Raw genomic sequence first — 23,883 nt, forward strand, 5'->3', positions numbered from 1 at the left:
AGCTCACTCCGCTGCGGTCAGCATCTGCCCGGAGGCAAGCCGCGAACATTCCGCCATCACGGCGGACGCACGCGCGATTGGGTTGGTCAAATAGAAGTCCTCGACCCGCGGCTTGAACGGCGCCTTCTCGGGCGAACCGCCCTTCCCCGCCAGCTTCTTGATCTGGTCGGCGGAGCCGGCCTCGATCTGGTCGAGACGGATCAGATGCGGCACGGCCTTGAAGATCGCTTGGCGCAGCGCGGCAAGCGAGTCGTAGCTGAGCTTCTTGCCGAGCGCCTCCGACAGCGCGCGGACGATCGCCCAGTCCTCGCGGGCTTCGCCCGGCGGGAATGCGGCACGTCCCGTCATCTGCACGCGGCCTTCGGTGTTGACGTAGATCGCGGACTTCTCGGTATAGGCCGCAGCCGGCAGGATCACGTCGGCGCGATGCGCTCCGCGATCACCATGGGTGCCGATATAGACGACGAAGGTGCCGTCCGGCGCCTTGATCTCGTCGGCGCCGAGCAGGAACAAGAGGTCCAGCGTGCCGAACGTCGTCATCTGCGCCGCGTTGAGGCCGCCCGAGGTGGCGGAGAAACCGATATCGAGCGCACCGACGCGCGAGGCGCTCTCGTGCAGCACGCCGAAGCCGTTCCAGCCGTCCTTGAGCGCGCCGACGTCGAGCGCGAGCTTGGCGGCGGCGGCCAGGATGGCGGCGCCGTCGTGACGCGAGGCGGCGCCTGCGCCAACCAGGATGATCGGATTCTTGGCGGTCTTCAGCACGTCCATGAAGGAGTGCTTGCCGGCCGCGAGCTCGCCGAGCGTGTCGGTGCCCGCACCAAGATGGTCATAATCGTAGGTCAGGTCGACCTTGGCGCCGATCACCCCGACCTTGAAGCCGCCGGCGCGCCAGCGCTTGCGGATACGGGCGTTGAACACGGCCGCTTCCTTGCGCGGATTGGCGCCGACGATGAGCAGCGCATCGGCCTGCTCGACGCCGACCAGCGTCGGATTGAAGATGTAGGAGCCGCGACCAAGCGCGGGGTCGAAGGCGTCGCCGCCCTGCACCGCCAGATTGGCCGAGCCGTATTTGGACAGCAGGTCCTTCAGCGCAAACATCTCCTCGACGCCGGCGAGGTCGCCCGCGATCGCGCCGATGCGCTTGCCGTCGGTGCGCGCCGCTTTCGCAGCGATCGCGGCAAAGGCTTCCGTCCAGCTCGCCGCGCGCAGCTTGCCGGCCTCGCGGATATAGGGCCGGTCGAGCCGCTGGGTGCGCAGGCCGTCGACGACGTGGCGGGTCTTGTCGGAGATCCACTCCTCGTTCACGGCCTCGTTGATGCGCGGCAGCACGCGCATCACTTCGCGGCCGCGGGTGTCGACGCGGATCGCCGAGCCGACGCCGTCCATGACGTCGATCGACTGGGTCTTGCCGAGCTCCCAGGGACGCGCGGCAAACGCGTAAGGCTTCGAGGTCAGCGCGCCGACCGGACAGATGTCGACGAGATTGCCCTGCAATTCGGACGTCAGCGCGTGCTGGAGATAAGTCGTGATCTCCATGTCCTCGCCGCGGCCGGTGGCGCCCATCTCGGGTGCGCCGGCGACTTCCGCCGAGAAGCGGACGCAGCGCGTGCACTGGATGCAGCGGTTCATCGAGGTCTTGACCAGCGCGCCGAGATATTTGTCCTCGACCGCGCGCTTGTTCTCGGCGAAGCGGCTGGTGTCGACACCATAGCCCATCGCCTGGTCCTGCAGGTCGCACTCGCCGCCCTGGTCGCAGATCGGGCAGTCCAGCGGATGGTTGATGAGAAGGAATTCCATCACGCCTTCGCGTGCCTTCTTCACCATCGGCGAACGCGTCGAGATCTCCGGCGGCTCGCCCTTCGGGCCCGGACGGCAGTCGCGCACGCCCCAGGCGCAGCTCGCGACCGGCTTCGGGCCGCCCTTCACCTCGACGAGGCACATCCGGCAATTGCCGGCGATCGACAGCCGCTCGTGATAGCAGAAGCGCGGAATCTCGGCGCCTGCCGCCTCGCACGCCTGAAGCAGCGTGTACTCGGCGGGCACATCGATCTCTTTGCCGTCGATGATGAGCTTGGTCATGTCTCTTACTCCGCCGCGACCATGTTCACGGGATCGCGGACGCCGATATCGTCGATGTCGGACTTGTGCGAATACTCGTCGATGCGCGCTTCGATCTCGTGACGGAAATGCGCGATCAGACCCTGGATCGGCCATGCCGCCGCGTCGCCGAGCGCGCAGATGGTGTGGCCTTCGACCTGTTTCGTCACTTCGAGCAGCATGTCGATCTCGCGCTTGTGGGCGCGGCCTTCGGCCATCCGGGTGAGCACGCGCCACATCCAGCCGGTGCCCTCGCGGCACGGCGTGCACTGGCCGCAGCTCTCGTGCTTGTAGAAATACGAGATGCGGGCGATGGCGCGGATCAGGTCGGTGGACTTGTCCATCACGATCACGGCCGCGGTGCCGAGGCCGGAGCGCAGCTTGCTGAGGCTGTCGAAGTCCATCGGCGTGTCGATGATCTGCTCGGCCGGCACCATGCGCACCGACGAGCCGCCGGGGATCACGGCCTTGAGGTTGTCCCAGCCGCCGCGGATGCCGCCGCAATGCTTGTCGATCAGCTCGCGGAACGGAATGCCCATGGCCTCTTCGACATTGCAGGGCCGCTCGACATGACCGGAGATGCAGAAGAGCTTGGTGCCGACATTGTTCGGACGGCCGATCCCGGCAAACCAGCCCGCGCCGCGGCGCAGGATGTCCGGCGCAACGGCAATGGACTCGACGTTGTTGACAGTGGTCGGACAGCCGAACAGGCCGACATTGGCCGGGAACGGCGGCTTCAGCCGCGGCTGACCCTTCTTGCCTTCGAGGCTTTCGAGCAGCGCGGTTTCCTCGCCGCAGATGTAAGCGCCGGCGCCGTGGGCAACGTAGATGTCGAACGGCCAGCCGTTGACGTTGTCCTTGCCGACGAGCTTGGCCTCATAGGCCTGGTCGATCGCGGCCTGGAGATGCTCGCGCTCGCGGATGAACTCGCCGCGGACATAGACGTAGCAGGCATGCGCGTTCATTGCGCAGCTCGCGATCAGGCAGCCTTCGATCAAGAGATGCGGATCGTGCCGCATGATCTCGCGATCCTTGCAGGTGCCGGGCTCGGATTCGTCGGCGTTGACGACGAGATAGCTGGGACGGCCGTCGGTGGACTCCTTCGGCATGAAGGACCATTTCAGGCCGGTCGGGAAGCCGGCGCCGCCGCGGCCGCGCAGGCCAGAGGCCTTCATCTCGTTGATGATCCAGTCACGGCCCTTGTCGATGATGTTCTTGGTGCCGTCCCAGGCGCCGCGGCGCCGCGCACCCTCGAGCCCCCAATCATGGAGGCCGTAGAGGTTCTTGAAGATGCGGTCCTTGTCCTCGAGCATATCAGTGCTTTCCGATCAACGAATGGTCTGCTTGTAGGCAAGTCCGGCGGCGCAGACGGCGAAGATCAGCGCCCAGAGCAGACTGGTCTCCTGCGTCGCGTTCATGATGAAACGCTGCAGCAGGAACATGAAGGCGGCCGCGATCGCGGCGTGCATGGCGACGAAGCCCCATTTCTTCACGGCCTCGTTCCCTCCAATTGCGGGGAGATCACGCATCAGGTGTTCTCCTTCAACGTGGTCGGTCCGGTGATCGGCGCCGAGAACTGGCGGCCGTTCTGCGGACCGGGCTTGGGCGGATTGCCCGAAGCGAAACCGTCGAGCACCTTGCCAAAGCTTTCCTTGGTCAGGTCCTCATAGGTGTCCTTGCCGATCATGACCATCGGCGCGTTCACGCAGGCACCGAGGCACTCGACCTCCTCCCAGCTGAAATTGCCGTCCTTGGACAGATGGAAGGGATCGTGATGGATGCGGTGCTCACAGACGTGGATCAGATCCTCGGCCCCGCGCAGCCGGCACGGCGTGGTGCCGCAGACCTGGACGTGGGCCTTCTTGCCGACGGGGGCGAGCTGGAACATCGTGTAGAAGGTCGCGACTTCCAGCACGCGGATGTAGGGCATGTCGAGCATGTCGGCGATGACGCGGATCGCGGCTTCAGAGACCCAGCCGTCGTGCTGCTCCTGCGCGCGCCAGAGGATGGCGATGACGGCGGAGGCCTGGCGGCCGGCCGGATATTTCGCGATCTGCTGCTTGGCGAATGCGAGGTTCTCCTCCGTGAACGCAAAGCTCGCGGGCTGAACTTCCTTCGGTGCTAGTCGGCGAACGGACATCTCTTCAATCTCTCACTGCATGCGGCGCGCAGTTTTCGCATTCAGGGCTTCGATCCTGTCCTGCCAAAATGCGCTTGCGGTGCCGAAAACGTTGTAGCCGACGTGGGTGGAGACCTTGATGCGGTCGAGGATCGAAAGCTCGGTCACGGTCTCCATCCGGTTGCTGCGCGGATCGAACACGATCAGCTTCAGCGGGGTCTGTTCGAGGATGAAGCGCGACACTGCATGAGAGCGGTCGCTGCCGTGCTCCTCGCACATGATGACGCTGTCGGCCTGGAGCAGACGCGCGCCGCCCTTGATCGCCTCGATCTCGACGCCCTCGACGTCGAGCTTGATCAGGTACTTGCCGGCGCTTGCGATCTTGCCGTCCTCGATCAGATTGTCGAGCGCGATGACCGGCACCTCCTCACCGCCCGCGGACGGAGCGCCGGCGATGCTGAAGGCTTCGTGCTTGGTGCCCGACAGACGCGCGGTGCCGCGGCTGGCGCCGATCGCGCATTTCATGGTCTCGAAGCGATTGCCGTTGACGCGGGCATTGTTGGCGAGCTTCGGGTAGTTCTGCCCCGACGGCTCGATCGCAATCGACTTGTGCGAGCCGAACGGCTTGCTCGACACCAGCACCGACCAATAGCCGTAATTGGCACCGCAATCGAGCAGCGTGTAGTCGACGTCGACGCTATCGGCGAACAGAACCTCGAGCTCGTCCTCGTAATTGTAGGAGCGGTTGAGCAGCTTGCTCCAATAGCCGTCGCCGTAAGGGAATTCGAACACGGCGTCGGGATTGAGCCGGATCGCGATGTTGCGCTCCGGCAGCGTCTTCCGCAGCAGATTCGCGCAGGCGATGTAGCCCATGTGCGAGAAGTGCGAGGAGATCTTCGATCCCGTCACCAGCGCCAAGGCAGCCGTCCGCTCCCACAGGTTGGCCCCTTCCAGGGCCCCCGAGGCGCGGTCGAACTGGATTGGCGCCTGCTGCCCCATCACCGATCGACCTCTCCGAACACGATGTCGAGCGAGCCGAGAATGGCGGAGACGTCGGCGAGCAGATGGCCGCGGCAGATGTGGTCCATCGCCTGCAGATGCGCAAAGCCGGGCGCGCGGATCTTGCACTTGTACGGCTTGTTGGTGCCGTCGGAGATCAGATAGACGCCGAACTCGCCCTTGGGCGCCTCGACCGCGGCGTAGACTTCGCCGGCCGGCACGTGGACGCCTTCGGTGTAGAGCTTGAAGTGGTGGATCAGCGCTTCCATCGAGCGCTTCATCTCGCCACGGCGCGGCGGCGCAACCTTGTTGTCTTCGACGACGACCGGGCCCTTGCCTTCAGGCGCGTTCAGCTTCTGGATGCACTGCTTCATGATGCGCACGGACTGGCGCATCTCTTCCATGCGGATCAGATAGCGGTCGTAGCAGTCGCCGTTCTTGCCGATCGGGATGTCGAAATCCATCTCGGCGTAGCATTCATAGGGCTGCGACTTGCGCAAATCCCAGGCCGCGCCCGAGCCGCGCACCATCACACCCGAGAAGCCCCACTCCCAGGCTTCCTTCAGCGGCACGACGCCGATGTCGACGTTGCGCTGCTTGAAGATGCGATTGGCGGTGAGCAGCCGGTCGAGATCGTCCACCACCTTGAGGAACGGATCGCACCAGGCCTCGATGTCGTCGACCAGCCTCTGCGGCAGATCCTGATGCACGCCGCCGACGCGGAAGTAGGCCGCGTGCATGCGGCTGCCCGAGGCGCGCTCGTAGAACACCATCAGCTTCTCGCGCTCTTCGAAGCCCCACAGCGGCGGGGTCAGCGCGCCGACGTCCATCGCCTGCGTGGTGACATTCAGAAGGTGAGAGAGGATGCGGCCGATCTCGCAATAGAGCACGCGGATCAACTGGCCACGGCGCGGCACCTCGATGCCGAGCAGCTTTTCTGCAGCCATGCAGAACGCGTGCTCCTGGTTCATCGGTGCGACGTAGTCGAGCCGGTCGAAATACGGGATTGCCTGCAGGTAGGTCTTCTGCTCGATCAACTTCTCGGTGCCGCGATGAAGCAGGCCGATATGCGGATCGACGCGGGCGACGACCTCGCCGTCCAGCTCCAGCACAAGACGCAGAACGCCGTGCGCAGCCGGATGCTGCGGTCCGAAATTGATCGTAAAATTGCGAAGCTGTTCGGGTTGCTCGTTCATGATCAGGCCTTCGGTCCCGCCTTCTCGTCACCCGGAAGAACCGGATAGTCCGCCCCTTCCCAAGGCGAGAGGAAATCGAACTTGCGGAATTCCTGGTTGAGCCGGACCGGCTCGTACACCACCCGCTTCTCCTGGTCGTCGTAGCGGACCTCGACGAAACCGGTGGTCGGGAAATCCTTGCGCAGCGGATGCCCCTCGAAGCCGTAGTCGGTGAGAAGGCGGCGCATGTCGGGGTGGCCGACGAAGAACACGCCATAGAGATCGTAGGCTTCGCGCTCGAACCAGTCGGCGCCGGGGAACACCTCGATCAGCGACGGCACCTGGGTGGTCTCGTCGGCCTGGGCCTTGAGCCGGATACGGGCGTTCAGGGTCGGTGACAGGAAGTGATAGATCACGTCGAAGCGTTTTTCGCGCGAAGGATAATCCGCCGCCGTGATGTCGGTGAAGTTGATGAAACGGCAGTTCGGATCGTCGCGAAGGTACTTGACCACCTCGACGATCTTGCTGGCCTCGACATCGACCGTCAGCTGGTTGAAGGCCACGGAATGACCGATGGCGGCACCCGGAAGCGCGCTAACGATCGTCTGCCCCAGGGCGTCGAGCTTGGCGTCGTCCATGACGTAAAACCTTAGCGTTCGATGGTGCCGGTGCGGCGGATCTTCTTCTGCAGCAGCAGCACGCCGTAGAGCAGCGCCTCCGCCGTGGGCGGGCAGCCCGGCACGTAGATGTCGATCGGCACGATGCGGTCGCAGCCGCGCACGACCGAGTAGGAATAGTGATAATAGCCGCCGCCATTGGCGCAGGAGCCCATCGAGATGACGTAGCGCGGCTCGGGCATCTGGTCGTAGACCTTGCGCAGCGCGGGCGCCATCTTGTTGGTCAGGGTGCCCGCGACGATCATCACGTCGGACTGGCGCGGCGAGGCACGGGGCGCGAAGCCGAAGCGCTCGACGTCGTAGCGCGGCATCGACACCTGCATCATCTCGACCGCGCAGCAGGCGAGACCGAAGGTCATCCACATCAGCGAGCCGGTGCGGGCCCAGGTGATGAGGTCGTCGGTCGCGGCAACGAAGAAGCCCTTGTCGGACAGCTCGGAGTTGACCTCGAGGAAGAACGGATCATTGGCCCCGACCGGCCGGCCGGTCGACGGATCCAGGATGCCCTTGGGGGCCGGCGCTACGACCGGACCTGTGGACGGTGCAGGGTTCAATCCCATTCGAGTGCTCCCTTCTTCCATTCATAGGCGAACCCGACCGTCAGCACGCCGAGGAACACCACCATGGACCAGAAGCCGGTCGCGCCAAGCTTGCCGAACGCCACCGCCCAGGGAAACAGGAACGCCACTTCGAGGTCGAAGATGATGAAGAGGATGGCGACCAGATAGAAGCGGACGTCGAACTTCATGCGCGCGTCGTCGAAGGCGTTGAAACCGCACTCATACGCCGACAGCTTTTCCGGATCCGGCTGCTGGAACGCCACGACGAAGGGCGCGATCAGCAGCACCAGGCCGATGATAGCAGCTACCGCTATGAAGACGACGAGTGGAAGATAGTTCTGCAGAATGCCGCTCATTGGCGAGCCCTTGTTTCCCGCAGCCTCGGGACAGCCACGGATTCGTCCGATTTGGAATTATTCTGAGCCTTAGCGCAGTGCACCAATGGGCGCAAGACACGCTCTTTTTAGGCCCTTTGCCGCCCCCAGCAGTACGAAAATCCCGGAATCACCCCGCGCTGGTATGGAGCAGATCGCTGGGCCCAGCAAGGGCGGCCAGCTTTTGCAGGGCAGCAGTTCCGAGATTGCGGCGCAGGGGCCAGGGCAGCTCTTTGCGGTGCATTGCCCGAGAAAAGCGCCTGGTTTTCTGGGGCGGCAGCGCACCCAAACCGTGGTGACCGCCGTCGGGTCCCCCGACCGTCACCCTGGCGACATAATGCCGAAAGTCGCTGGGAGCAGCGCGGCCGGATTGCCGGTGATCGTCGCGGCCTGCGAGCAGGACAGGTGCAGCAAAGACACCTATCCACAGGCGGAAGTGATCAGACGAGCCATGCAGCGCGGCAGGACCGGGCCCGCCTGCCGCGCAGACAGCACCGGCTTGCGATATATTGCAGCCCGATCGGTCGCGAGCGCGGCGGCGACGTTCAGGGCCTTCGCGCGCGCCGCGCCCGGATGAGCTTCGGGCTGGGGGGCATAGCCCGGGAGCTCATCTATCTCGTGGCGGAGGATCGGCCGCCCGTGATGTCGCCGCCCTCGCCCGTCCTCACCATTTGTAGGAAACGCTGGCGGTGACGCGCCGGCGGTCGCCGTAGAAACAGGACGTGGCCGAGGCGCAACTCGCGACATACATCTTGTCGGTCAGGTTGATCACGTTGAGCGCCGTCCGCCAGTTCTGCCATTCGTAGTGGACCGCGAAATCGCCGAGCACCACCGCGGGAACCTCGAGGGTATTGGCAGTGTCGGCCCAGGACGCGCCGATGTAGCGAACGCCACCGCCGAAGCCGAAGCCTTCCAGCGGCCCGTCCTTGAAGGTGTAGTCGGCCCAGCCCGAGACCAGCAGCTCAGGCGTGTTGGTCGGCGTCTTACCGACCAGCGACGGATCGAGATCCCGGCTGTTGAAGAGATGATAGGCCGTGAAGGAGCCGATGAACTTCAGCTCCTTGGTGGCATTGGCCACCGCCTCGAGCTCGATGCCGCGCGAAGTCACCTCGCCGGTCTGGTTCTGCAGCACAGGAACGCTGCCCGGCAATGTCGTCGCGACGTTCTGACGGACCAGGTCGAAAGCCGAGACCGTGAAATAGCCGTCGAAGCCTTTCGGCGCGACCTTCACGCCGATTTCGGCCTGCTTGCCGGTCTCCGGCAGAAACAGCTGGTTCTGGGCGTTGAGCCCGATGATCGGATTGTAGCTTGTCGAATAGGAGACGTAGGGCGCGATGCCATTGTCGAAATTGTAGATCAACCCGGCCCGCCCGCTGAACTTGCTGTCCTCGCGGCTTCCGACGGTGGCGCCGGTGTCACGCGCGTCCTGCGTCGTCTCGACCCAGTCGTTGCGGCCGCTCAGCACCAGGGTGAAATTGCCGAGCTTCATCTGGTCCTGAAGATAAGTCCCGGCCTGCTTCTGCGTGATCAGGAAATTCCGGAACGGGGCGCTCGGAAGCGGAACCTCGGCCGCGCCATAGGAGGGATTGAAGACGTTGATCGCGGACACGCCGAAGCCGAAGGCCTGATAGTCGTCGATCTGGTAGCCCTTCAGATCGACCCCGAACAGCATCGTGTGCTTCACCGGGCCGGTGTCGAAGCGATACTCGAGCTGGTTGTCGAGATTGGCCTGATTGGCGGTGTTCTTCGCATACCAATTGTATCGATTGAGCGTGGCCGTGTTGACGTTGGCCCAATCGTTGCCGACATAGCCGCGGTAGGTGATGTCGACATGCGCAAAGCGGGCATTCTGACGGAACGTCAGGTCCTCGGTGAGATTGCGCGCGAACTGATATCCGAGCATCTCCTGCTCGCGCGTGAACTTGTCGACGCTGGGATCGCCGACGAAGAAGCTGGTCGGGATCTTGCCGAACGGCGCGTTCGTCACCGTTCCCTGATAGGGCAGGAAGTTGATGCCGCGGGTGTCCTGCTTCGAGGCCGAGGCCAGCACCGTGAAGCTCGTGTCGGCATCCGGCTTCCAGGTGAACGACGGTGCGATGAAGTAGTTATTGTCAGGCGTGAAGTTGACCTGTGTGCCGCCGTTCTGGACCTGGCCGACAACGCGGGCGAACAGCTTGCCGTTCCCGGGGCTCGTCGCGACCGGCCCACCGAAATCGAAGCTGACATAGGCGTTGCCGAAATTGTTGACGCCGGTCTCGACATAGCGGATCGGCTCGGCGGGCGGCAATTTGCTGATGACGTTGACGATGCCGCTCGGGCTCGATCCGCCGTAGAGCACCGCGGACGGACCGCGCAGCACCTCGACCCGCTCCATGTTCGGCGTCTGAAGCTTCCAGCTCGCATAGGAGGTGTAGAACAGCTGCGTGCCGTCGAGGAATAGTCCGATGTCCTCGGACTTGAAACCGCGGATCAGCCACCAGTCGTTGCGGGTGTCCGTGCCGAAAGTCCCTGCGCGCACACCGGCGGTGTAGCGCAGCACCTCGTCGAGCTTGTTCGGCTTCTGGTCGCGGATCTGCTCGGCGCCGATGACCGACACCGATTGCGGCGTCTGCAGGATCGGCGTGTTGGTCTTGGTGCCGGACGAACTGCGGCCCGCGACGTAGCCGTTCACCGGACCGCGCGGCGTCTCGACGAAGCCGACATTGCGCTGCGGCTGGGGCTTGCTCCTGTTGGCGGTCTGCGCCGACGACCGCGGCGCGCGGCGCTGAGGCGTCGTGGACGCCCGGCGGCGCGCTTCCGGCGCGGTGACGGTCACCGACGGCAGGTTCGTTGCGCCACTCTGCGCGGAAGATTGGGCAAGCGATGCTTGCGGCATCAAAACCAAAGCGGACGCGGTCGCCAGCACGGCCGACCGCAGCATTCCAAGACTGTTCAACGCGCACCCCAAAGCTGCATGTTCGATACGTCATGCCGCCTGTCCCCCGACGGCATGCGCCTGGAGCTGACGCTTATGGGAGGTTGCGAAAATTCCCTAATTGAAAGCTTCTTAGAAAGACTCTTGGAAGCGATCCAACATGTTCAGGGCTTGCCGCGAGATTCAGCGCGCGTTCTTCTCGCTCTCGAGCATCTCGGCTGCGATCGCCGTGAGGCGATCGACTTGTCCCAGAAGCGTGTGGAACTCGGCTTCGCTCAGATCTTCCAGCAGGCGCCGGTTGCGCTCCTGCGCGCCGTCGACGATCGCATCATGCGCGGCGAGGCCCGCCTTGGTCAGCGAGATCAGCACCTCGCGGCTGTCCTTCGGATTAGCCGATTTCGCGATCAGCTTGCGCGTCAAGAGATTGGCCAGCGCGCGGCTGATCTGCCCCTTGTCCTGACCGACCGCCTCGGCAAGCCGCGCCACGCTCATCGGCGGCCGGCGGCCGAGCGAGGCGACGAGACCGAACTCGACCGAGGACAATCCGGTGAGGCGCTTGTAGCGCAGGATCGCGCCGCGCTTGAGCAGATTGGCAAGCACCATCAGCCGCGACGACAGCATCACGGTAATCGGGGCCGACGGTTCGCTCTCGTCTCCGGCGGGCGACGTCGCCCCGCCCCTGCTCTCGATCTGGCTCATCATCCACCTCTGCCAAGAAAGCCGGGACCTGCCAAGCGCCGGCCGCCTCATCAAATGCGACTAAGAGGCATTTGGAAGATCGTTGACATTGTCATCTATTTATCTTTCACTTTCGGCAAGACGCTAAGAAGAGGCCGTCACCGGCCGAGCGGGAGGACCAGCAATGACCATCACCCAGCGGGATCGCGATCTCGGCACCGCCTATGCGATGAAGCCGGCGTACACGCGCACCGAGCTGACCGCTGTCGTGCGCGGCACGCCGATGGGCGAACTGCTCCGCCGCTACTGGCACCCGGTCGGGTTGATCGGTGACGCCACCGACACGCCGAAAAAGGTACGCGCCCTGGGCGAGGATCTGGTGCTGTTCCGTGACAAGCATGGCCGCGCCGGCCTCTTGCACGCCCGCTGCTGCCATCGCGGCACCACGCTCTATTACGGCAAGGTCGAGGAGGACGGCATTCGCTGCTGCTATCACGGCTGGAAGTTCGACACCGAGGGCCACTGCCTGGAGCAGCCCTGCGAACCCGACGGCGGCCAGTTCAAGGACAAGGTGCGCCAGCCCTGGTACCCGGTCGAGGAGCGCTACGGCCTGATCTTCGCCTATATGGGCCCGGCAGAGAAACGCCCGGTGCTGCCGGCTTACGAGTGCCTGGAGAAGATGGACGACGGCGAGCTGGTCGAGGCCGATGATTCCTCGATCGGCGGTGGTGGTCCCGCCATCATCCCCTGCAACTGGTTGCAGCATTTCGAGAACGTGGTCGATCCCTATCACGTGCCGGTGCTGCACGGCTCGTTCTCGGGGCCACAATTCACCAACATGATGGCATCGATTCCGGAGGTCAAATTCGAGAAATCGCCGCGCGGCATGCTCGTGCGCTCCGAGCGCAAACAGGACGACGGCAAGGTGTTCTATCGCGTCAGCGAGGCCGCGCTGCCGACCTTGCGCGTGGTGCCGAACCCGCGCGTCGCGCAATTTGCCCGCGTTGAATCCATCGGCTGGGTGCTTCCGATCGACGACACCTCCTTCCGCATCTATGTCGCCGGCCGCGTCAAGAACCCCGGCGACATCAGCCGCATGCGCTCGAAGTTCAACGGCAAGTTCTGGTGGGACATGACGGAAGCCGAGCACCAGCAATTTCCCGGCGACTACGAGGCTCAGGTCGGCCAGGGCGAGGTGACCGTCCATTCCGAGGAGCATTTCGGCCAGAGCGACCGCGGCATCCTCATGATCCGGCGCATGCTGGGCGACCAGCTCGACGCACTCGCCGCGGGGCGTGACCCGATCGGCGTCTCGTTCGATGCCGGCGCGCCGCCGGTTGAATTCGAAGCGGGGAATTACATCCGCGAAGGCTGATCTTCCAGCCCCCTTCGGGGCTGGACCGACAACGACAACAAAGACAAATTGGGGGAAGCGATGGTCGATGTAACGTCACAGATGTCGATGCAAACGGCCGCCGCGGCCAAGCCTTCGGCGCGGCGCTATTATGTGCTCGGGCTGCTCACGATCATCTACGCGCTGAACTTCCTCGACCGCACGATCTTCAACGTCCTGATCGAGCCGATCAAGAAGGAGTTCCAGCTCAGCGACACCATGATGGGTCTGCTCGCCGGGTTCGGCTTCGCGCTGTTCTATTCCCTGCTCGGCATCCCCATCGCGCGCTTCGCCGACCGGCTCAACCGGCGCAACATCGTCGCCGTGGCCTTTGCGTTCTGGAGCGCGATGACGGCGCTGTGCGGCGCGGCCACCAGCCTGACCTCGCTCGCACTGGCACGCATCGGCGTCGGCATCGGCGAATCCGCGGGATCCCCCGCCTCGCAGTCGATCGTCGCCGATCTCTTTGCCAAGAACGAGCGTCCGCGCGCGCTCGGCATCTATGCCATCGGCACCTATCTCGGCGTCTTCCTCGGCTATTTCGTCGGAGGCTACGTCAACCAGCACTATGGCTGGCGGATGGCTTTCTACTTCGCCGGCCTGCCCGGCATCCTGCTCGCACTGGTGCTATGGCTGACGATCTCAGAGCCGAAGCGCGGCGCGATGCAGGAAAGCTTCGTGCCGGAGCCGCTCGGGCCGACGCTGCGCTTCCTCGCCTCGCAGCGCAGCTTCATCATCGTCCTGCTCGGCTTCTGCCTCACCACCTACACCAACTATGCGACCGCTGCCTGGATTCCGCCGTTCCTGGCGCGCGTGCACCATCTGTCGAGCGCCGAGATCGGCACCTATGCCGGCACGTTCAAGGGCCTCGCCGGCATGGCCGGCACCCTGCTCGGTGGTTTCGTGGTGGCGCAAGTGAGCCGTCGCGACGACCGCTGGAAGCTGTGGGCGCCTGCGATCACCTCCGGCCTCGCCGGCCCGGTGTTCGCGCTGTGCATGCTGACGCAGGATTTCGCGATGATGGTCGCCATGCTGGCGCTGACCTCGTTCCTGGTCGGCTTCCATCTCGGCCCGATCTTCGCGATCGCGCAGACGGTGGCCAAGCCCAGCATGCGGGCGCTCGCCTCCGCGCTGATCGCGCTCACCGCCACCTGCTTCGGCCAGGGCGTCGGCCCGCTCGCGGTCGGCATGGTCAACGATGCGTTGAAAGGCAGCTATGGCGCCGAGGCCGTGCGCTATTCCCTGCTCTCGGCGGCTATCACGACCACGCTCGGCGCGCTCTTGTTCATCTGGGCCGCCCGCGCGATCCGCGATGACATCGGCCGGGCGACCGCCTGAGACCGGCCCGGTGGGCCCGCCCGGCGAAACCAGCCGGGCGGCAAGATGAAACCATTTTGCGGAACCCGCGAAACGATCCGGAAACAGATGGTCCTTAAGACATGAGCCCATAGACGGCGGCAAAGCCCGTCGGGAGGCTCAGATGAACCACTCAATCCACTCTGCTGATCGTGCGACCCACCTGAAGATCGTGGTGGTGGCGCTGGTGGCCGGCATCATGGTGGCCGGCTTCGGGATCGCTGCCCGGACCAACGCCGATCTCAGCCAGACCGCCCAGTCCACCCATGTGATCAAGGCCGGCAAGCCGGTGGTGGTGACGAGCGCCGGCACGTCCGAGATTCGCTGAAACGCCCTGTTTCGGGCTGACCGATGGCCGCCTCCGGGCGGCCTTTTTCGTTTTCCGGAGCAATGCTTAGCCGAGATCCACCGTGCCAGCGCAACGTCCTTGACTTCGCTCAGCCCCGCCTTTAATTCCCCCCTCGTTCCGCGCGCTTTGAGCGAACCACGCGGGAGTAGCTCAGTTGGTTAGAGCGCCGGCCTGTCACGCCGGAGGTCGCGGGTTCGAGCCCCGTCTCTCGCGCCATTTTGGCAATCCCTTCATAGTCTTAGCTTGAACTCCTTGAGGCCTGCCGCAGCCGTGGCGAGCCGTGGACGACGTTCGTCCGGCCGCGGACCTGCGGCGGTGTCAGCCGCGCCCGAATCGTTTAGGTCTCAAAGGACTTAGAGGGATCCCCACGCATTCTCGGCTTTTTCAGGGATTCCCTGTCATTGGACAACCGAGAGGCCAGCCATGTCTAAGAAGGATTCGTCTAGGAAGGATTCGGCTAAAAAGGATTCGGCGAAGAAGGCAGCCGCTCCCGCCACCATCACCCTCAAGCACCTCGCCGCCGATATCGCCGAGAGCCAGGACCTCTCCAAGAAGCGCGCCGAGGCGGTCCTGACCGACATGGTCGATCTGATCGCCAGGCACCTCAGGAAGGGCGACCGGGTCCGCATCGTCGGCTTAGGCATCCTCCAGGTTCGCAAGCGAGCCGCCCGCACCGGCCGCAATCCCGCCACCGGCGAGCCGATCCACATCAAGGCCAGCAAGAAAGTCACCTTCCGTCCGGTCAAGGAACTCAAAGAGGCGATTTGAGGCTACCTTTCGTTAAGCCTGATCTCACCTTCCTTGCTGCCGCAACGCGGCCCGCTTTTCTGGTATACCGGCTGCTCCCCTGACCCCGGCGGTTTGACCAGAAATGTCCTCCCTCACCTTTTCGCACACCGTAACCGAGCGCTTCCTGCGCTACGTCACCATCGACACCCAGTCCGATCCGGAATCCCCTCACTCGCCCTCGACCGAAAAACAGAAGGATCTCGGCCGCGTGCTCGCCGCCGAGCTGAAGGCCATCGGCGTCGCCGACGCACATCTCGACGAATACGGCTACGTCTACGGAACGATCCCGGCCAATACGACCAAGAAGGTGCCGGTGATCTGCTTCTGCTCGCACATGGACACCTCGCCCGACGTCACCGGCAAGGACGTCAAGCCGCAGGTCAGGACCAACTATCGCGGCGGCGACATCACGCTGCCGGGCGACACCAGCCAGGTGATCCGCTTCAATGAGCATCCGGCGCTGAAGCACCAGATCGGCAACGACATCATCACCACCGACGGCACCACGCTGTTGGGCGCCGACAACAAGGCCGGCGTCGCCGAGATCATGGATGCCGCGCATTTCTTCATCAACAATCCCGATGTGAAACACGGCACCATCAAGATCCTGTTCACGCCGGACGAGGAGATCGGCCGCGGCGTCGACAATGTCGACATCAAGAAGCTCGGTGCCGATTTCGGCTACACCATGGATGGCGAGAGCGCCGGCTGCGTCGAGGACGAGACCTTCTCGGCCGACGGCGCCACCATCACGATCAACGGCGTCAGCGCCCATCCCGGCTACGCCAAGGGCAAGATGGAGCACGCGATCAAGATTGCGGCGGCCATCGTCGAGCGGCTGCCGAAGGAAGGCTGCTCGCCCGAGACGACCTCGGGCAAGCAGGGCTTTCTGCATCCGATCGGGATCGAGGGCGCGCTGGAGCAGGCAAGGCTCTCCTTCATCGTCCGCGACTTCACCGAGGAAGGTCTGAAGGAGAAGGAGGCCCTGCTCGAGACCATCGTCAAGGACGTGATGAAGGACTATCCGCGCTCGAGCTACACGTTCGAGGTGAAGGAGCAGTACCGCAACATGAAGCAGGTGATCGACCGTCACCCGCACGTGCTCGAATACGCCATCGAAGCGATCCGCCGCGCCGGCCTGCGTCCGATGCGCACCGCGATCCGCGGCGGCACCGACGGCTCGCGCCTGTCCTTCATGGGCCTGCCCTGCCCCAACATCTTCGCCGGCGAGCACGCGTTCCATTCGCGCCTCGAATGGGTCAGCCGTCAGGACATGGAGAAGGCGGTGCAGACGATCGTGCACCTTGCGATGATCTGGGAGGAGAAGGCGTAAGCCGGCCCGCCGAATACATGCACCGGCCGGGCAGACGCCCGGCCGTTTGCTGAGTAGTTACGGCACCGGCATTGCGCGCGGAGTGCGATGGAAGCGGTTCGAACTCGCCATCCAGTTCGGCAAGGGTTCTCCGTCGCGATGCCGCCCACCGGCCACGGCCGCGGCCCAAGCGACAGCCGCGCCAATCAGCGTCGCGGCCGCGATCGAGAATGCCACGATGATGGAATTGCGCCGCGCCCGGCTGATCGCCGTTTTCGAGGCAGAGATCAACGCATCCACCCGACGTTCGGACTCCGGAGCCTGCAGTCCCGTTAGACCTGCAACCTGCTGCACGAGATAAGTGCGGTCGTCGGCGCTGACTCCGCTGTGGCTGGATGACGTCATCAGGATGCGCCCCGCTTCGGCACGAGCGTCCCTCAGGTCGATGTTTGGCGCACGCCGCGGGGCACGGAACAACTTGTCGAGTTCATAGCTCAACATCGGCTCGGCGGCAGAACTGCTGCTGGCCGAAGCGCGCAGCGGAGAACGCTCGATCGCGGCGGCGCCCAGCAGCGCAAGAAGAGCCGCGCCGGCAAGCACGGACAAGGCCCAGGCGGTCAGCCCGTGCAGGCCGTCGCGCCGCTCGCCGTCGTCTTCGATCGTCGCCAGCATTGGCGCGGGACGCGTGGTGCGGCCGGCAATGTAGCCGCCAAAGCCAAAGCTGATCACCGCCTGAAGGATCAGGTAGAGCCCGGACAGCAGCGCCAGCGCCGTGGAGGAATCGCGCCACGTCGGCGAGGCCGAGCTGACGCCGAGGCCGACGGCCACGCCAAATCCAATCAGGATGAACGACATTGCGCCGGCGGCCAGAGCGCCTGCGAAAACCGAACTCCACTGGATGCTGCGAGGCGCATCACGCTCCAGGCCGCCCTCTATGACTTCTTCCCGCATGAAACTCTCGACTGTCATCCTGGCGGTCTCAGCGCAGGCCGAAGAACGACAGGATCGCCATGATGACGACGATCAAGCCGATCAGATAAATCAGTCCGTCCATTCCGACCTCCTCCGTTTCTTATGGTCGGCAATTGCGAGACCCGAGGAACGTTCCAAAGGGATCGGGATGCACTGCGGCATTTGTTCCAGGGACGTTACTATGTTGCAGGTCGACAGCGTTCCCGCGGCCATGCTAGGCCCGGTGACCTCAACAAGAGTGACATCGTGATCGCCAGCCGCCAGTTCTCGGGAACCCGCCGTCCGCGCAACGCGCGCGGTCTGCTGTCCGTGCTGATCGCGGTCGTCTATCTGCTCGCGGGCGCGCTGCACGGCGCGCATGACATTGACGTCACATCGCCCGGCGGCGGCTCGGAGATCGCAGAGGCCCTCGATCACTCCTCGGGCCACGGCGACCACAAGGCCATCGGCGGACATCATTGCCATGGCTGCTTCTCGCTGGCCGTGACGCAGCCGGCGCCGACGACCTTCACGATCGCGCCGGTCTCGGCAACGCATCCGCAAGCTCCACCGCAGCTCACCGGCATCATCCCCGATACCGACTCTCCCCCTCCCAAGTCGCTGGCCTGAACGGATTGGTCGGGCGCATCGCGCCCATTGGTTCATCCTCACGGGTCGGTTTCATGTTTCCCAGGAATATAGCCGCGCGCCTGGCGTGCGCGGCAGCGTGTCTGATTGCAGGATCGGCGCTTGCGCCGTCTCACGCCCAGACTTTGACGATGCGGAGCGCGTTGTCGCGTGCGCTGGCCGCGAGCCCGCGGCTGACGGCGGCGGAGCGTGACGTCGGCATCGCCACCGGCCAGCGCATCCAGGCGGGCGCCTTGCTCAATCCGGAACTGTCCTACGAGCAGGACGATTCATTCGGCTCGGGCAAGTACCGCGGGACGCGATCGGCCGAAACGACGCTGCAGATCAGCCAGGCCTTCGAGCTGTTCGGCAAGCGCGACGCGCGGATCGCGGCTGGCGCTGCCGGCATCGAGGTCGCCGCGATCCAGCGCAAGGCGATCAGGCTCGAGGTGCTGTCGGAAACCGCGATCGCCTTCCTCGGCGTGCTCGGCGCGCAGCGGCGCATCCATATCCTCGACGAGCAGATCGCCGCCATCGACCGCCTGACGCCGCTGCTCCGCCGCCGCGTCGAGGCCGGCGCCTCCTCTCCGGCCGAGACCGGCCGCGCCGAGGTCGCCTCCGCCCTGGTGAAGGCCGACCGCGAGCGCTTCAAGGCCACGCTGGCCAGCGCCCGGCGCGAGCTTGCCGTGCTGATGGGCGATCCCAACGCCAAATTCGGCGAGGTCTCCGGCCGGCTCGACCTCCTGGGCAAGACACCGACGTTCCAGTCGGTGGTCGCCGCCATCGACGCCAATCCGCAGCTGGTGCGATGGACCGCGGTCTATGCCCAGCGCAATGCCGAGCTGCTGCTGGCACGCCTCAAGCCCTATCCCGACGTGCGGATCGCCGCCGGCTGGCGCCATTTCAGCGAGACCAATGACGACGCGGCGCGCCTCACCGTCTCGGTGCCGATCCCGGTGTTCGACCAGAACCAGGGAAATATCCTCTCGGCGCAGGAAAGCCTCGCCAAGACCAGGGCCGAGCGCGAGGCCAACCGCAATACGCTGATCGTGATCGCAGGCCGCGCCTACGACTCGCTGCAGGGCTCGTTGCGCGAGCTCGCGGTGCTGCGCGAGACCGCCATCCCCAAGGCCGTCGAGGCTTCCGAGGCGATCGCGCAAGGCTACGGCCAGGGCCGCTTCACCCTGCTCGAGGTGCTCGACGCCCAGGCCAGCGTCAGCCAGGCGCGCCTGCGCGAGCAGGAGGCACTGCAGAATTTCCACGCGGGCGTTGCGACCATCGAAGGCCTTGTCGGCAACCCCTTCACGCTGGCGCGGGAGAGCGCACGATGAAGACGTCCTCCACGATTCTCGTCGCCATCGTTGCCGCCGCGCTCGGCGCCTACGGCTACTCCCTGCTCGCGCCCGCCACGCCTGCGCACACCGAGCACACGGAGCATTCCGAAAAGAAGCCGAACGACCATGTCGAGCAGGACGAGCACGGTGCCGACCGCATCCGCATCTCCGACGTCAAGCTCGCAGCCGCGGGCGTGACGCTCGCCGAGGCCGGAAGCGTCACGCTGACCGACACGCTCGCCTTCAACGGCATCCTGCGCGCCAACCAGGAGGCGGTGGTGCAGGTAACGCCGCGCTTTCCGGGCCTCGCCAAATCGATCCAGAAGCGCATCGGCGACAAGGTCGGCAAGGACGATCTGCTCGCCGCGATCGAAAGCAACCAGAGCCTCACCGTATACGAGCTTAAGGCGCCGATTGCCGGCACCATCATCGAGCGGCAGATCTCGCTCGGCGAATACGCTTCCGAGCAGAAGCCGGCCTTCGTGGTCGCCGATCTCTCGACCATCTGGGTCGACCTGTCGATCTACCGGCAGGATCTCCGGCGCGTCCACCTCAACGACGAGGTGCTGATCGATCCCGACGACGGCCGCGGCGAGATCAAGGGCACGATCTCCTACATGGCGCCGATCGGCTCCAGCGAGACGCAGACCGCGCTCGCCCGCGTGGTGCTGCAAAATCCGGACGGCCGCCTGCGCCCCGGCCTGTTCGTCACGGCCCGGCTGATCCTCGCCGCCCGCAATGTCGCGGTCGCCGTGCGCCGGAGCGCGATCCAGACGCTGGAGAACCGGACCATCGTGTTCGTGCGCGAGGACAGCGACAAGATCGAGGCACGCCCGGTGGAGCTGGGCGATTCCGATCCCCGCCATGTCGAGATCAAGGCGGGCCTGTCGGCCGGCGAGCATTACGTCGCCGAGAACAGCTTCGTCGTGAAGGCGGAGATGGGCAAGGGCGAGGCCGAGCATGATTGAGCGCCTGATCGCCGTTTCGCTCGCTCAGCGCTGGCTGGTCCTCCTGCTCGCGCTCGGCGCCGTCGCTTTCGGATCCTGGAATTTCCAGCGCCTGCCGATCGACGCGGTGCCTGATATCACCAACATCCAGGTCCAGATCAACACGCGTGCGCCCGGCTACTCGCCGCTCGAGACCGAGCAGCGCATCACCTTCCCGGTCGAGACCGCGATGGGCGGCCTGCCCAGGCTCGACTACACCCGCTCGCTGTCGCGCTACGGTCTCAGCCAGGTGACGGTCGTCTTCAAGGACGGCACCGACATCTTCTTCGCCCGCCAGCTCGTCGGGGAACGCATTCAGCAGGTCAAGGACCAGCTTCCTGTTGGCGTCGAGGTCGCGATGGGTCCGGTCTCGACCGGGCTCGGCGAAATCTTCATGTACACCGTCGAGGCAAAGCCGGGTGCCAAGGCGCAGGGCGGCCACGACTATTCGCTGACCGATCTGCGCACCGTGCAGGACTGGATCATTAAGCCGCAGCTTCGCAACGTGCCCGGAGTGATCGAGGTCAACACCATCGGCGGCTTCGAGCGGCAGTTCCATGTGCTGCCGGATCCTGGCAAGCTGATGGCCTACCGCCTCGGCTTCCGCGACGTCATGACGGCGCTCGCCGCCAACAACGCCAATGTCGGCGCCGGCTATATCGAGCGCAACGGCGAGCAATATCTGGTTCGCTCGCCGGGCCAGGTCGGCAACCTCAGTGAAATCCAGGACGTCGTGATCGGCTCGCGCGGCGGCAATCCCGTCAGGATCAGAGACGTCGCTGGCGTCACGGAAGGCCGCGACCTGCGCACGGGCGCTGCGACGCGCAATGGCGAGGAGACCGTGCTCGGCACCGCCATGCTGCTGATCGGCGAGAACAGCCGCACCGTGGCGCGCCGCGTCGCCGCCCGCCTGGACGAGATCGCCAAATCGCTGCCCGATGGCGTGGTGACGCGGACCGTCTACGACCGCACCGACCTGGTGGAAGCCACCGTCCGCACGGTCAAGAACAACCTGCTGGAAGGCGCGGCCCTGGTGGTAGCCGTGCTGTTCCTGATCCTCGGCAACATCCGCGCCGCGCTCGTGGTGGCCTGTGTCATTCCGCTGTCCATGGCGATGACAATCACCGGCATGGTCGAGACGAAGGTCAGCGCGAACCTGATGAGCCTCGGCGCCATCGACTTCGGCATCATCGTCGACGGCGCCGTGATCATCGTCGAGAATTGCCTGCGCATGCTGGCCGAGGCGCAGCGCGAGAAAGGCGGGCTGCTAACGGTCTCGGAGCGATCGCGCGCGATTCTGCGCGGGTCGGGCGAGGTGATCAAGCCGAGCCTGTTCGGAACGCTGATCATCGCGGTGGTCTATCTGCCCGTGCTGACGCTGACGGGCGTCGAGGGCAAGATGTTCACGCCGATGGCGCTGACCGTGCTGATGGCGCTCGGCGCCGCCGTGCTGTTCTCCATCACCTTCGTGCCGGCGGCGGTCGCCGTCTTCGTCACCGGCAAGGTGTCCGAGCACGAAAACCTGTTCATGCGCATGGCCAAGCGCGCCTATCTCCCCCTGCTCCGCTTTGCCATCGACAACCGGCTCGCGGTCGCCGTCATGGCCGCATTCATCGTGGTCGCAAGCGGCATCGCCGCGTCGCGGATGGGCGGCGAGTTCATTCCGAGCCTCGACGAAGGCGACGTCGCCCTTGCCTCGATCCGGATTCCCGGCACCAGTCTGACGCAATCGCTGGACCTGCAGAAGGCGCTGGAAAAGCGCATCATGCAGATTCCCGAGGTGAAGGAGTTCTTCACCCGCATCGGCACCGCCGAGATCGCGACCGACCCGATGTCGCCGGCGCAGACCGACGGCTACGTCATGCTGAAGCCGCGCGCCGAATGGCCCGACCCCGGCAAATCGAAGTCCGAGGTCATCGAGGCCATCGCCAAGGCCGCCGACGATATTCCCGGCAGCGCTTACGAAATCTCCCAGCCGATCCAGTTCCGGGTCAACGAGCTGATCTCCGGAGTGCGCACCGACGTCGGCGTCAAGATCTTCGGCGATGATCTCGACATCCTGCAAGGCGCAGCCAAGCAGGTCGAGGCCGCGATCCGCGGTATCCGCGGCGCCAGCGACGTCAAGATCGAGCAGGTCGCAGGGCTTCCGATCCTCACCGTCCGCCTCGATCGCCAGGCGCTCGCCCGTTACGGCCTCAGCGTCAGTGAGGTGCAGGGCATCGTCGAGATCGCCGTCGGCGGCAAGTCGGCCGGCAAGCTGTTCGAGGGCGATCGCCGCTTCGACATCGTGGTGCGCCTGCCGGAGCATTTGCGCGGCAATCTCGAGGCGATCCGGGCGATCCCGATCCCGCTGCCGCCCGGCGAGGACACCGCAACCGGCACGGCCGTTCGCACCGCGCTGGCCGCCTCGCCTCTCGCCCAGATGCGCTATGTGCCGCTGTCGTCGGTCGCCACCGTCGACGCGACGCCCGGCCCGAACCAGATCAGCCGCGAAAACGGCAAGCGGCGCATCGTCGTCACCGCCAATGTCCGCGCCCGCGATCTCGGCTCCTTCGTCACGGACGCCGAGGCGGCGGTGGCCGAGAAGGTCAAGCTGCCGCCCGGCTACTGGATCGGCTGGGGTGGCCAGTTCGAGCAGCTGGTTTCGGCGACCAAGCGGCTGACGATCGTGGTGCCGGTGGCGCTGCTGCTGGTGTTTGTACTGCTGTTCATGGGCATGGGATCGGCAGCCGACGCGGCGCTGGTCTTCTCCGGCGTGCCGCTGGCGCTGACGGGCGGCGTCGCGGCGCTGCTGCTGCGCGGTATCCCGCTCTCCATCAGCGCCGGCGTCGGCTTCATCGCGCTGTCGGGCGTCGCCGTGCTCAACGGCCTTGTCATTATTGCCTTCATCGAGCGGCTGCGCAGCGAGGGGCGGCCCCTCGTGGAGGCGGTGCGCGAGGGCGCGCTGACGCGGCTGCGCCCGGTGCTGATGACCGCGCTGGTCGCCTCGCTCGGCTTCGTGCCGATGGCACTCGCGACAGGTGCCGGCGCCGAGGTGCAGCGGCCGCTGGCGACCGTGGTGATCGGCGGCATCATCTCCTCGACCATCCTGACATTGCTGGTGCTGCCGGCGCTCTACGTGCTGTTCCGCCGTGACGTCGCAAGCGAAACGCCTACAATGGCGCCTGATTTGGCGGCGTCCGGGGAGCGCTAG

21 protein-coding genes and 1 tRNA gene are annotated in these 23,883 nt (G+C 65.2%); 10 read left to right on the plus strand and 12 right to left on the minus strand.

Going from position 1 to position 23,883, the window contains the following annotated elements:
- Positions 1–3: 3 nt before the first annotated feature.
- From nuoG to CIT40_RS18755, 11 genes are all read right to left on the minus strand, one after another.
- Positions 4–2,079 (minus strand): NADH-quinone oxidoreductase subunit NuoG, encoded by a 2,076-nt coding sequence (nuoG, locus tag CIT40_RS18705; RefSeq protein WP_094891752.1) that lies wholly within the window; start codon positions 2,077–2,079, stop codon positions 4–6.
- Positions 2,080–2,084: 5 nt separating this feature from the next.
- Positions 2,085–3,410, minus strand: coding sequence for an NADH-quinone oxidoreductase subunit NuoF (gene nuoF / locus CIT40_RS18710; RefSeq protein WP_094891753.1), 1,326 nt, complete (start codon positions 3,408–3,410; stop codon positions 2,085–2,087).
- A 15-nt stretch (positions 3,411–3,425) separates the two neighbouring features.
- Positions 3,426–3,626 (minus strand): hypothetical protein, encoded by a 201-nt coding sequence (locus tag CIT40_RS18715; RefSeq protein ID WP_094891754.1) that lies wholly within the window; start codon positions 3,624–3,626, stop codon positions 3,426–3,428.
- Complete coding sequence (nuoE, locus tag CIT40_RS18720; RefSeq protein WP_094891755.1) at positions 3,626–4,237, minus strand: NADH-quinone oxidoreductase subunit NuoE; 612 nt, start codon at positions 4,235–4,237, stop codon at positions 3,626–3,628. Before nuoE ends, CIT40_RS18715 begins: the two co-directional genes overlap by 1 nt.
- A gap of 12 nt (positions 4,238–4,249) precedes the next feature.
- Positions 4,250–5,215 (minus strand): FkbM family methyltransferase, encoded by a 966-nt coding sequence (locus tag CIT40_RS18725; RefSeq protein WP_094891756.1) that lies wholly within the window; start codon positions 5,213–5,215, stop codon positions 4,250–4,252.
- Positions 5,215–6,411, minus strand: coding sequence for an NADH-quinone oxidoreductase subunit D (locus CIT40_RS18730; RefSeq protein WP_094891757.1), 1,197 nt, complete (start codon positions 6,409–6,411; stop codon positions 5,215–5,217). Before CIT40_RS18730 ends, CIT40_RS18725 begins: the two co-directional genes overlap by 1 nt.
- 2 nt (positions 6,412–6,413) lie before the next feature.
- A complete protein-coding gene (locus CIT40_RS18735) occupies positions 6,414–7,028 on the minus strand; it encodes an NADH-quinone oxidoreductase subunit C (RefSeq protein ID WP_094891758.1) in 615 nt (204 codons plus the stop codon).
- Between the two features lie 11 nt (positions 7,029–7,039).
- Positions 7,040–7,621, minus strand: a complete 582-nt coding sequence (locus CIT40_RS18740) for a NuoB/complex I 20 kDa subunit family protein (RefSeq protein ID WP_414645428.1) — start codon at positions 7,619–7,621, stop codon at positions 7,040–7,042.
- Positions 7,618–7,983: an NADH-quinone oxidoreductase subunit A gene (locus CIT40_RS18745; RefSeq protein WP_094891760.1), complete on the minus strand. Its 366-nt coding sequence runs from the start codon at positions 7,981–7,983 to the stop codon at positions 7,618–7,620. Before CIT40_RS18745 ends, CIT40_RS18740 begins: the two co-directional genes overlap by 4 nt.
- 682 nt (positions 7,984–8,665) lie before the next feature.
- A complete protein-coding gene (locus CIT40_RS18750; RefSeq protein ID WP_094891762.1) occupies positions 8,666–10,921 on the minus strand; it encodes a TonB-dependent siderophore receptor in 2,256 nt (751 codons plus the stop codon).
- Between the two features lie 177 nt (positions 10,922–11,098).
- A complete protein-coding gene (locus CIT40_RS18755) occupies positions 11,099–11,614 on the minus strand; it encodes a MarR family winged helix-turn-helix transcriptional regulator (RefSeq protein WP_094892047.1) in 516 nt (171 codons plus the stop codon).
- Between the two features lie 163 nt (positions 11,615–11,777).
- Between CIT40_RS18755 and CIT40_RS18760 the strand changes: the two genes are divergently transcribed.
- The 6 genes from CIT40_RS18760 to pepT all read left to right on the plus strand — a co-directional run bounded on the left by CIT40_RS18760 (position 11,778) and on the right by pepT (position 16,813).
- Complete coding sequence (locus CIT40_RS18760) at positions 11,778–12,968, plus strand: aromatic ring-hydroxylating dioxygenase subunit alpha (RefSeq protein ID WP_094891763.1); 1,191 nt, start codon at positions 11,778–11,780, stop codon at positions 12,966–12,968.
- Positions 12,969–13,028: 60 nt separating this feature from the next.
- Positions 13,029–14,324: a spinster family MFS transporter gene (locus tag CIT40_RS18765; protein WP_094891764.1), complete on the plus strand. Its 1,296-nt coding sequence runs from the start codon at positions 13,029–13,031 to the stop codon at positions 14,322–14,324.
- Between the two features lie 142 nt (positions 14,325–14,466).
- Entirely contained in the window at positions 14,467–14,670 is a 204-nt protein-coding gene (locus tag CIT40_RS18770) for a hypothetical protein (RefSeq protein WP_094891765.1), read from the plus strand.
- A gap of 160 nt (positions 14,671–14,830) precedes the next feature.
- Positions 14,831–14,907 (plus strand) — tRNA-Asp (locus CIT40_RS18775).
- 207 nt (positions 14,908–15,114) lie between these two features.
- Positions 15,115–15,459, plus strand: coding sequence for an HU family DNA-binding protein (locus CIT40_RS18780; protein WP_094891766.1), 345 nt, complete (start codon positions 15,115–15,117; stop codon positions 15,457–15,459).
- A gap of 103 nt (positions 15,460–15,562) precedes the next feature.
- Positions 15,563–16,813: a peptidase T gene (gene pepT / locus CIT40_RS18785; protein WP_094891767.1), complete on the plus strand. Its 1,251-nt coding sequence runs from the start codon at positions 15,563–15,565 to the stop codon at positions 16,811–16,813.
- A 57-nt stretch (positions 16,814–16,870) separates the two neighbouring features.
- Here the strand turns inward: pepT and CIT40_RS18790 are convergent, their stop codons facing one another.
- Complete coding sequence (locus CIT40_RS18790; RefSeq protein WP_094891768.1) at positions 16,871–17,761, minus strand: hypothetical protein; 891 nt, start codon at positions 17,759–17,761, stop codon at positions 16,871–16,873.
- A 249-nt stretch (positions 17,762–18,010) separates the two neighbouring features.
- Here CIT40_RS18790 and CIT40_RS18795 point away from each other — a divergent pair, with 249 nt between their 5' ends.
- The 4 genes from CIT40_RS18795 to CIT40_RS18810 are packed head-to-tail and all read left to right on the plus strand — an operon-like array spanning position 18,011 to position 23,883.
- A complete protein-coding gene (locus CIT40_RS18795) occupies positions 18,011–18,373 on the plus strand; it encodes a hypothetical protein (protein ID WP_094891769.1) in 363 nt (120 codons plus the stop codon).
- Between the two features lie 53 nt (positions 18,374–18,426).
- Complete coding sequence (gene ihpA, locus CIT40_RS18800) at positions 18,427–19,701, plus strand: divalent metal ion exporter subunit IhpA (RefSeq protein WP_094891770.1); 1,275 nt, start codon at positions 18,427–18,429, stop codon at positions 19,699–19,701.
- Positions 19,698–20,672 carry a divalent metal ion exporter adaptor subunit IhpB gene (ihpB, locus tag CIT40_RS18805; protein WP_094891771.1) on the plus strand — a complete coding sequence of 325 codons (975 nt, stop codon included), beginning with the start codon at positions 19,698–19,700 and terminating at the stop codon, positions 20,670–20,672. Before ihpA ends, ihpB begins: the two co-directional genes overlap by 4 nt.
- Positions 20,665–23,883: an efflux RND transporter permease subunit gene (locus CIT40_RS18810; RefSeq protein WP_094891772.1), complete on the plus strand. Its 3,219-nt coding sequence runs from the start codon at positions 20,665–20,667 to the stop codon at positions 23,881–23,883. The genes ihpB and CIT40_RS18810 overlap by 8 nt, the downstream gene beginning before the upstream one ends.

This window comes from Bradyrhizobium amphicarpaeae (assembly GCF_002266435.3).
Taxonomy (GTDB): domain Bacteria; phylum Pseudomonadota; class Alphaproteobacteria; order Rhizobiales; family Xanthobacteraceae; genus Bradyrhizobium; species Bradyrhizobium amphicarpaeae.

What these genes read in the sequence shown, in the direction of transcription:
- nuoG (WP_094891752.1), bottom strand. Translation starts at nt 2,079, where the DNA reads ATGACCAAGCTCATCATCGACGGCAAAGAGATCGATGTGCCCGCCGAG.
- CIT40_RS18725 (WP_094891756.1), bottom strand. Translation starts at nt 5,215, where the DNA reads ATGGGGCAGCAGGCGCCAATCCAGTTCGACCGCGCCTCGGGGGCCCTG.
- pepT (WP_094891767.1), top strand. Translation starts at nt 15,563, where the DNA reads ATGTCCTCCCTCACCTTTTCGCACACCGTAACCGAGCGCTTCCTGCGC.
- CIT40_RS18750 (WP_094891762.1), bottom strand. Translation starts at nt 10,921, where the DNA reads ATGCTGCGGTCGGCCGTGCTGGCGACCGCGTCCGCTTTGGTTTTGATG.
- CIT40_RS18735 (WP_094891758.1), bottom strand. Translation starts at nt 7,028, where the DNA reads ATGGACGACGCCAAGCTCGACGCCCTGGGGCAGACGATCGTTAGCGCG.
- CIT40_RS18810 (WP_094891772.1), top strand. Translation starts at nt 20,665, where the DNA reads ATGATTGAGCGCCTGATCGCCGTTTCGCTCGCTCAGCGCTGGCTGGTC.
- ihpA (WP_094891770.1), top strand. Translation starts at nt 18,427, where the DNA reads ATGTTTCCCAGGAATATAGCCGCGCGCCTGGCGTGCGCGGCAGCGTGT.
- nuoF (WP_094891753.1), bottom strand. Translation starts at nt 3,410, where the DNA reads ATGCTCGAGGACAAGGACCGCATCTTCAAGAACCTCTACGGCCTCCAT.
- CIT40_RS18755 (WP_094892047.1), bottom strand. Translation starts at nt 11,614, where the DNA reads ATGAGCCAGATCGAGAGCAGGGGCGGGGCGACGTCGCCCGCCGGAGAC.
- CIT40_RS18790 (WP_094891768.1), bottom strand. Translation starts at nt 17,761, where the DNA reads ATGACAGTCGAGAGTTTCATGCGGGAAGAAGTCATAGAGGGCGGCCTG.
- CIT40_RS18765 (WP_094891764.1), top strand. Translation starts at nt 13,029, where the DNA reads ATGGTCGATGTAACGTCACAGATGTCGATGCAAACGGCCGCCGCGGCC.
- CIT40_RS18770 (WP_094891765.1), top strand. Translation starts at nt 14,467, where the DNA reads ATGAACCACTCAATCCACTCTGCTGATCGTGCGACCCACCTGAAGATC.
- CIT40_RS18760 (WP_094891763.1), top strand. Translation starts at nt 11,778, where the DNA reads ATGACCATCACCCAGCGGGATCGCGATCTCGGCACCGCCTATGCGATG.
- CIT40_RS18780 (WP_094891766.1), top strand. Translation starts at nt 15,115, where the DNA reads ATGTCTAAGAAGGATTCGTCTAGGAAGGATTCGGCTAAAAAGGATTCG.
- CIT40_RS18745 (WP_094891760.1), bottom strand. Translation starts at nt 7,983, where the DNA reads ATGAGCGGCATTCTGCAGAACTATCTTCCACTCGTCGTCTTCATAGCG.
- CIT40_RS18715 (WP_094891754.1), bottom strand. Translation starts at nt 3,626, where the DNA reads ATGCGTGATCTCCCCGCAATTGGAGGGAACGAGGCCGTGAAGAAATGG.
- nuoE (WP_094891755.1), bottom strand. Translation starts at nt 4,237, where the DNA reads ATGTCCGTTCGCCGACTAGCACCGAAGGAAGTTCAGCCCGCGAGCTTT.
- ihpB (WP_094891771.1), top strand. Translation starts at nt 19,698, where the DNA reads ATGAAGACGTCCTCCACGATTCTCGTCGCCATCGTTGCCGCCGCGCTC.
- CIT40_RS18730 (WP_094891757.1), bottom strand. Translation starts at nt 6,411, where the DNA reads ATGAACGAGCAACCCGAACAGCTTCGCAATTTTACGATCAATTTCGGA.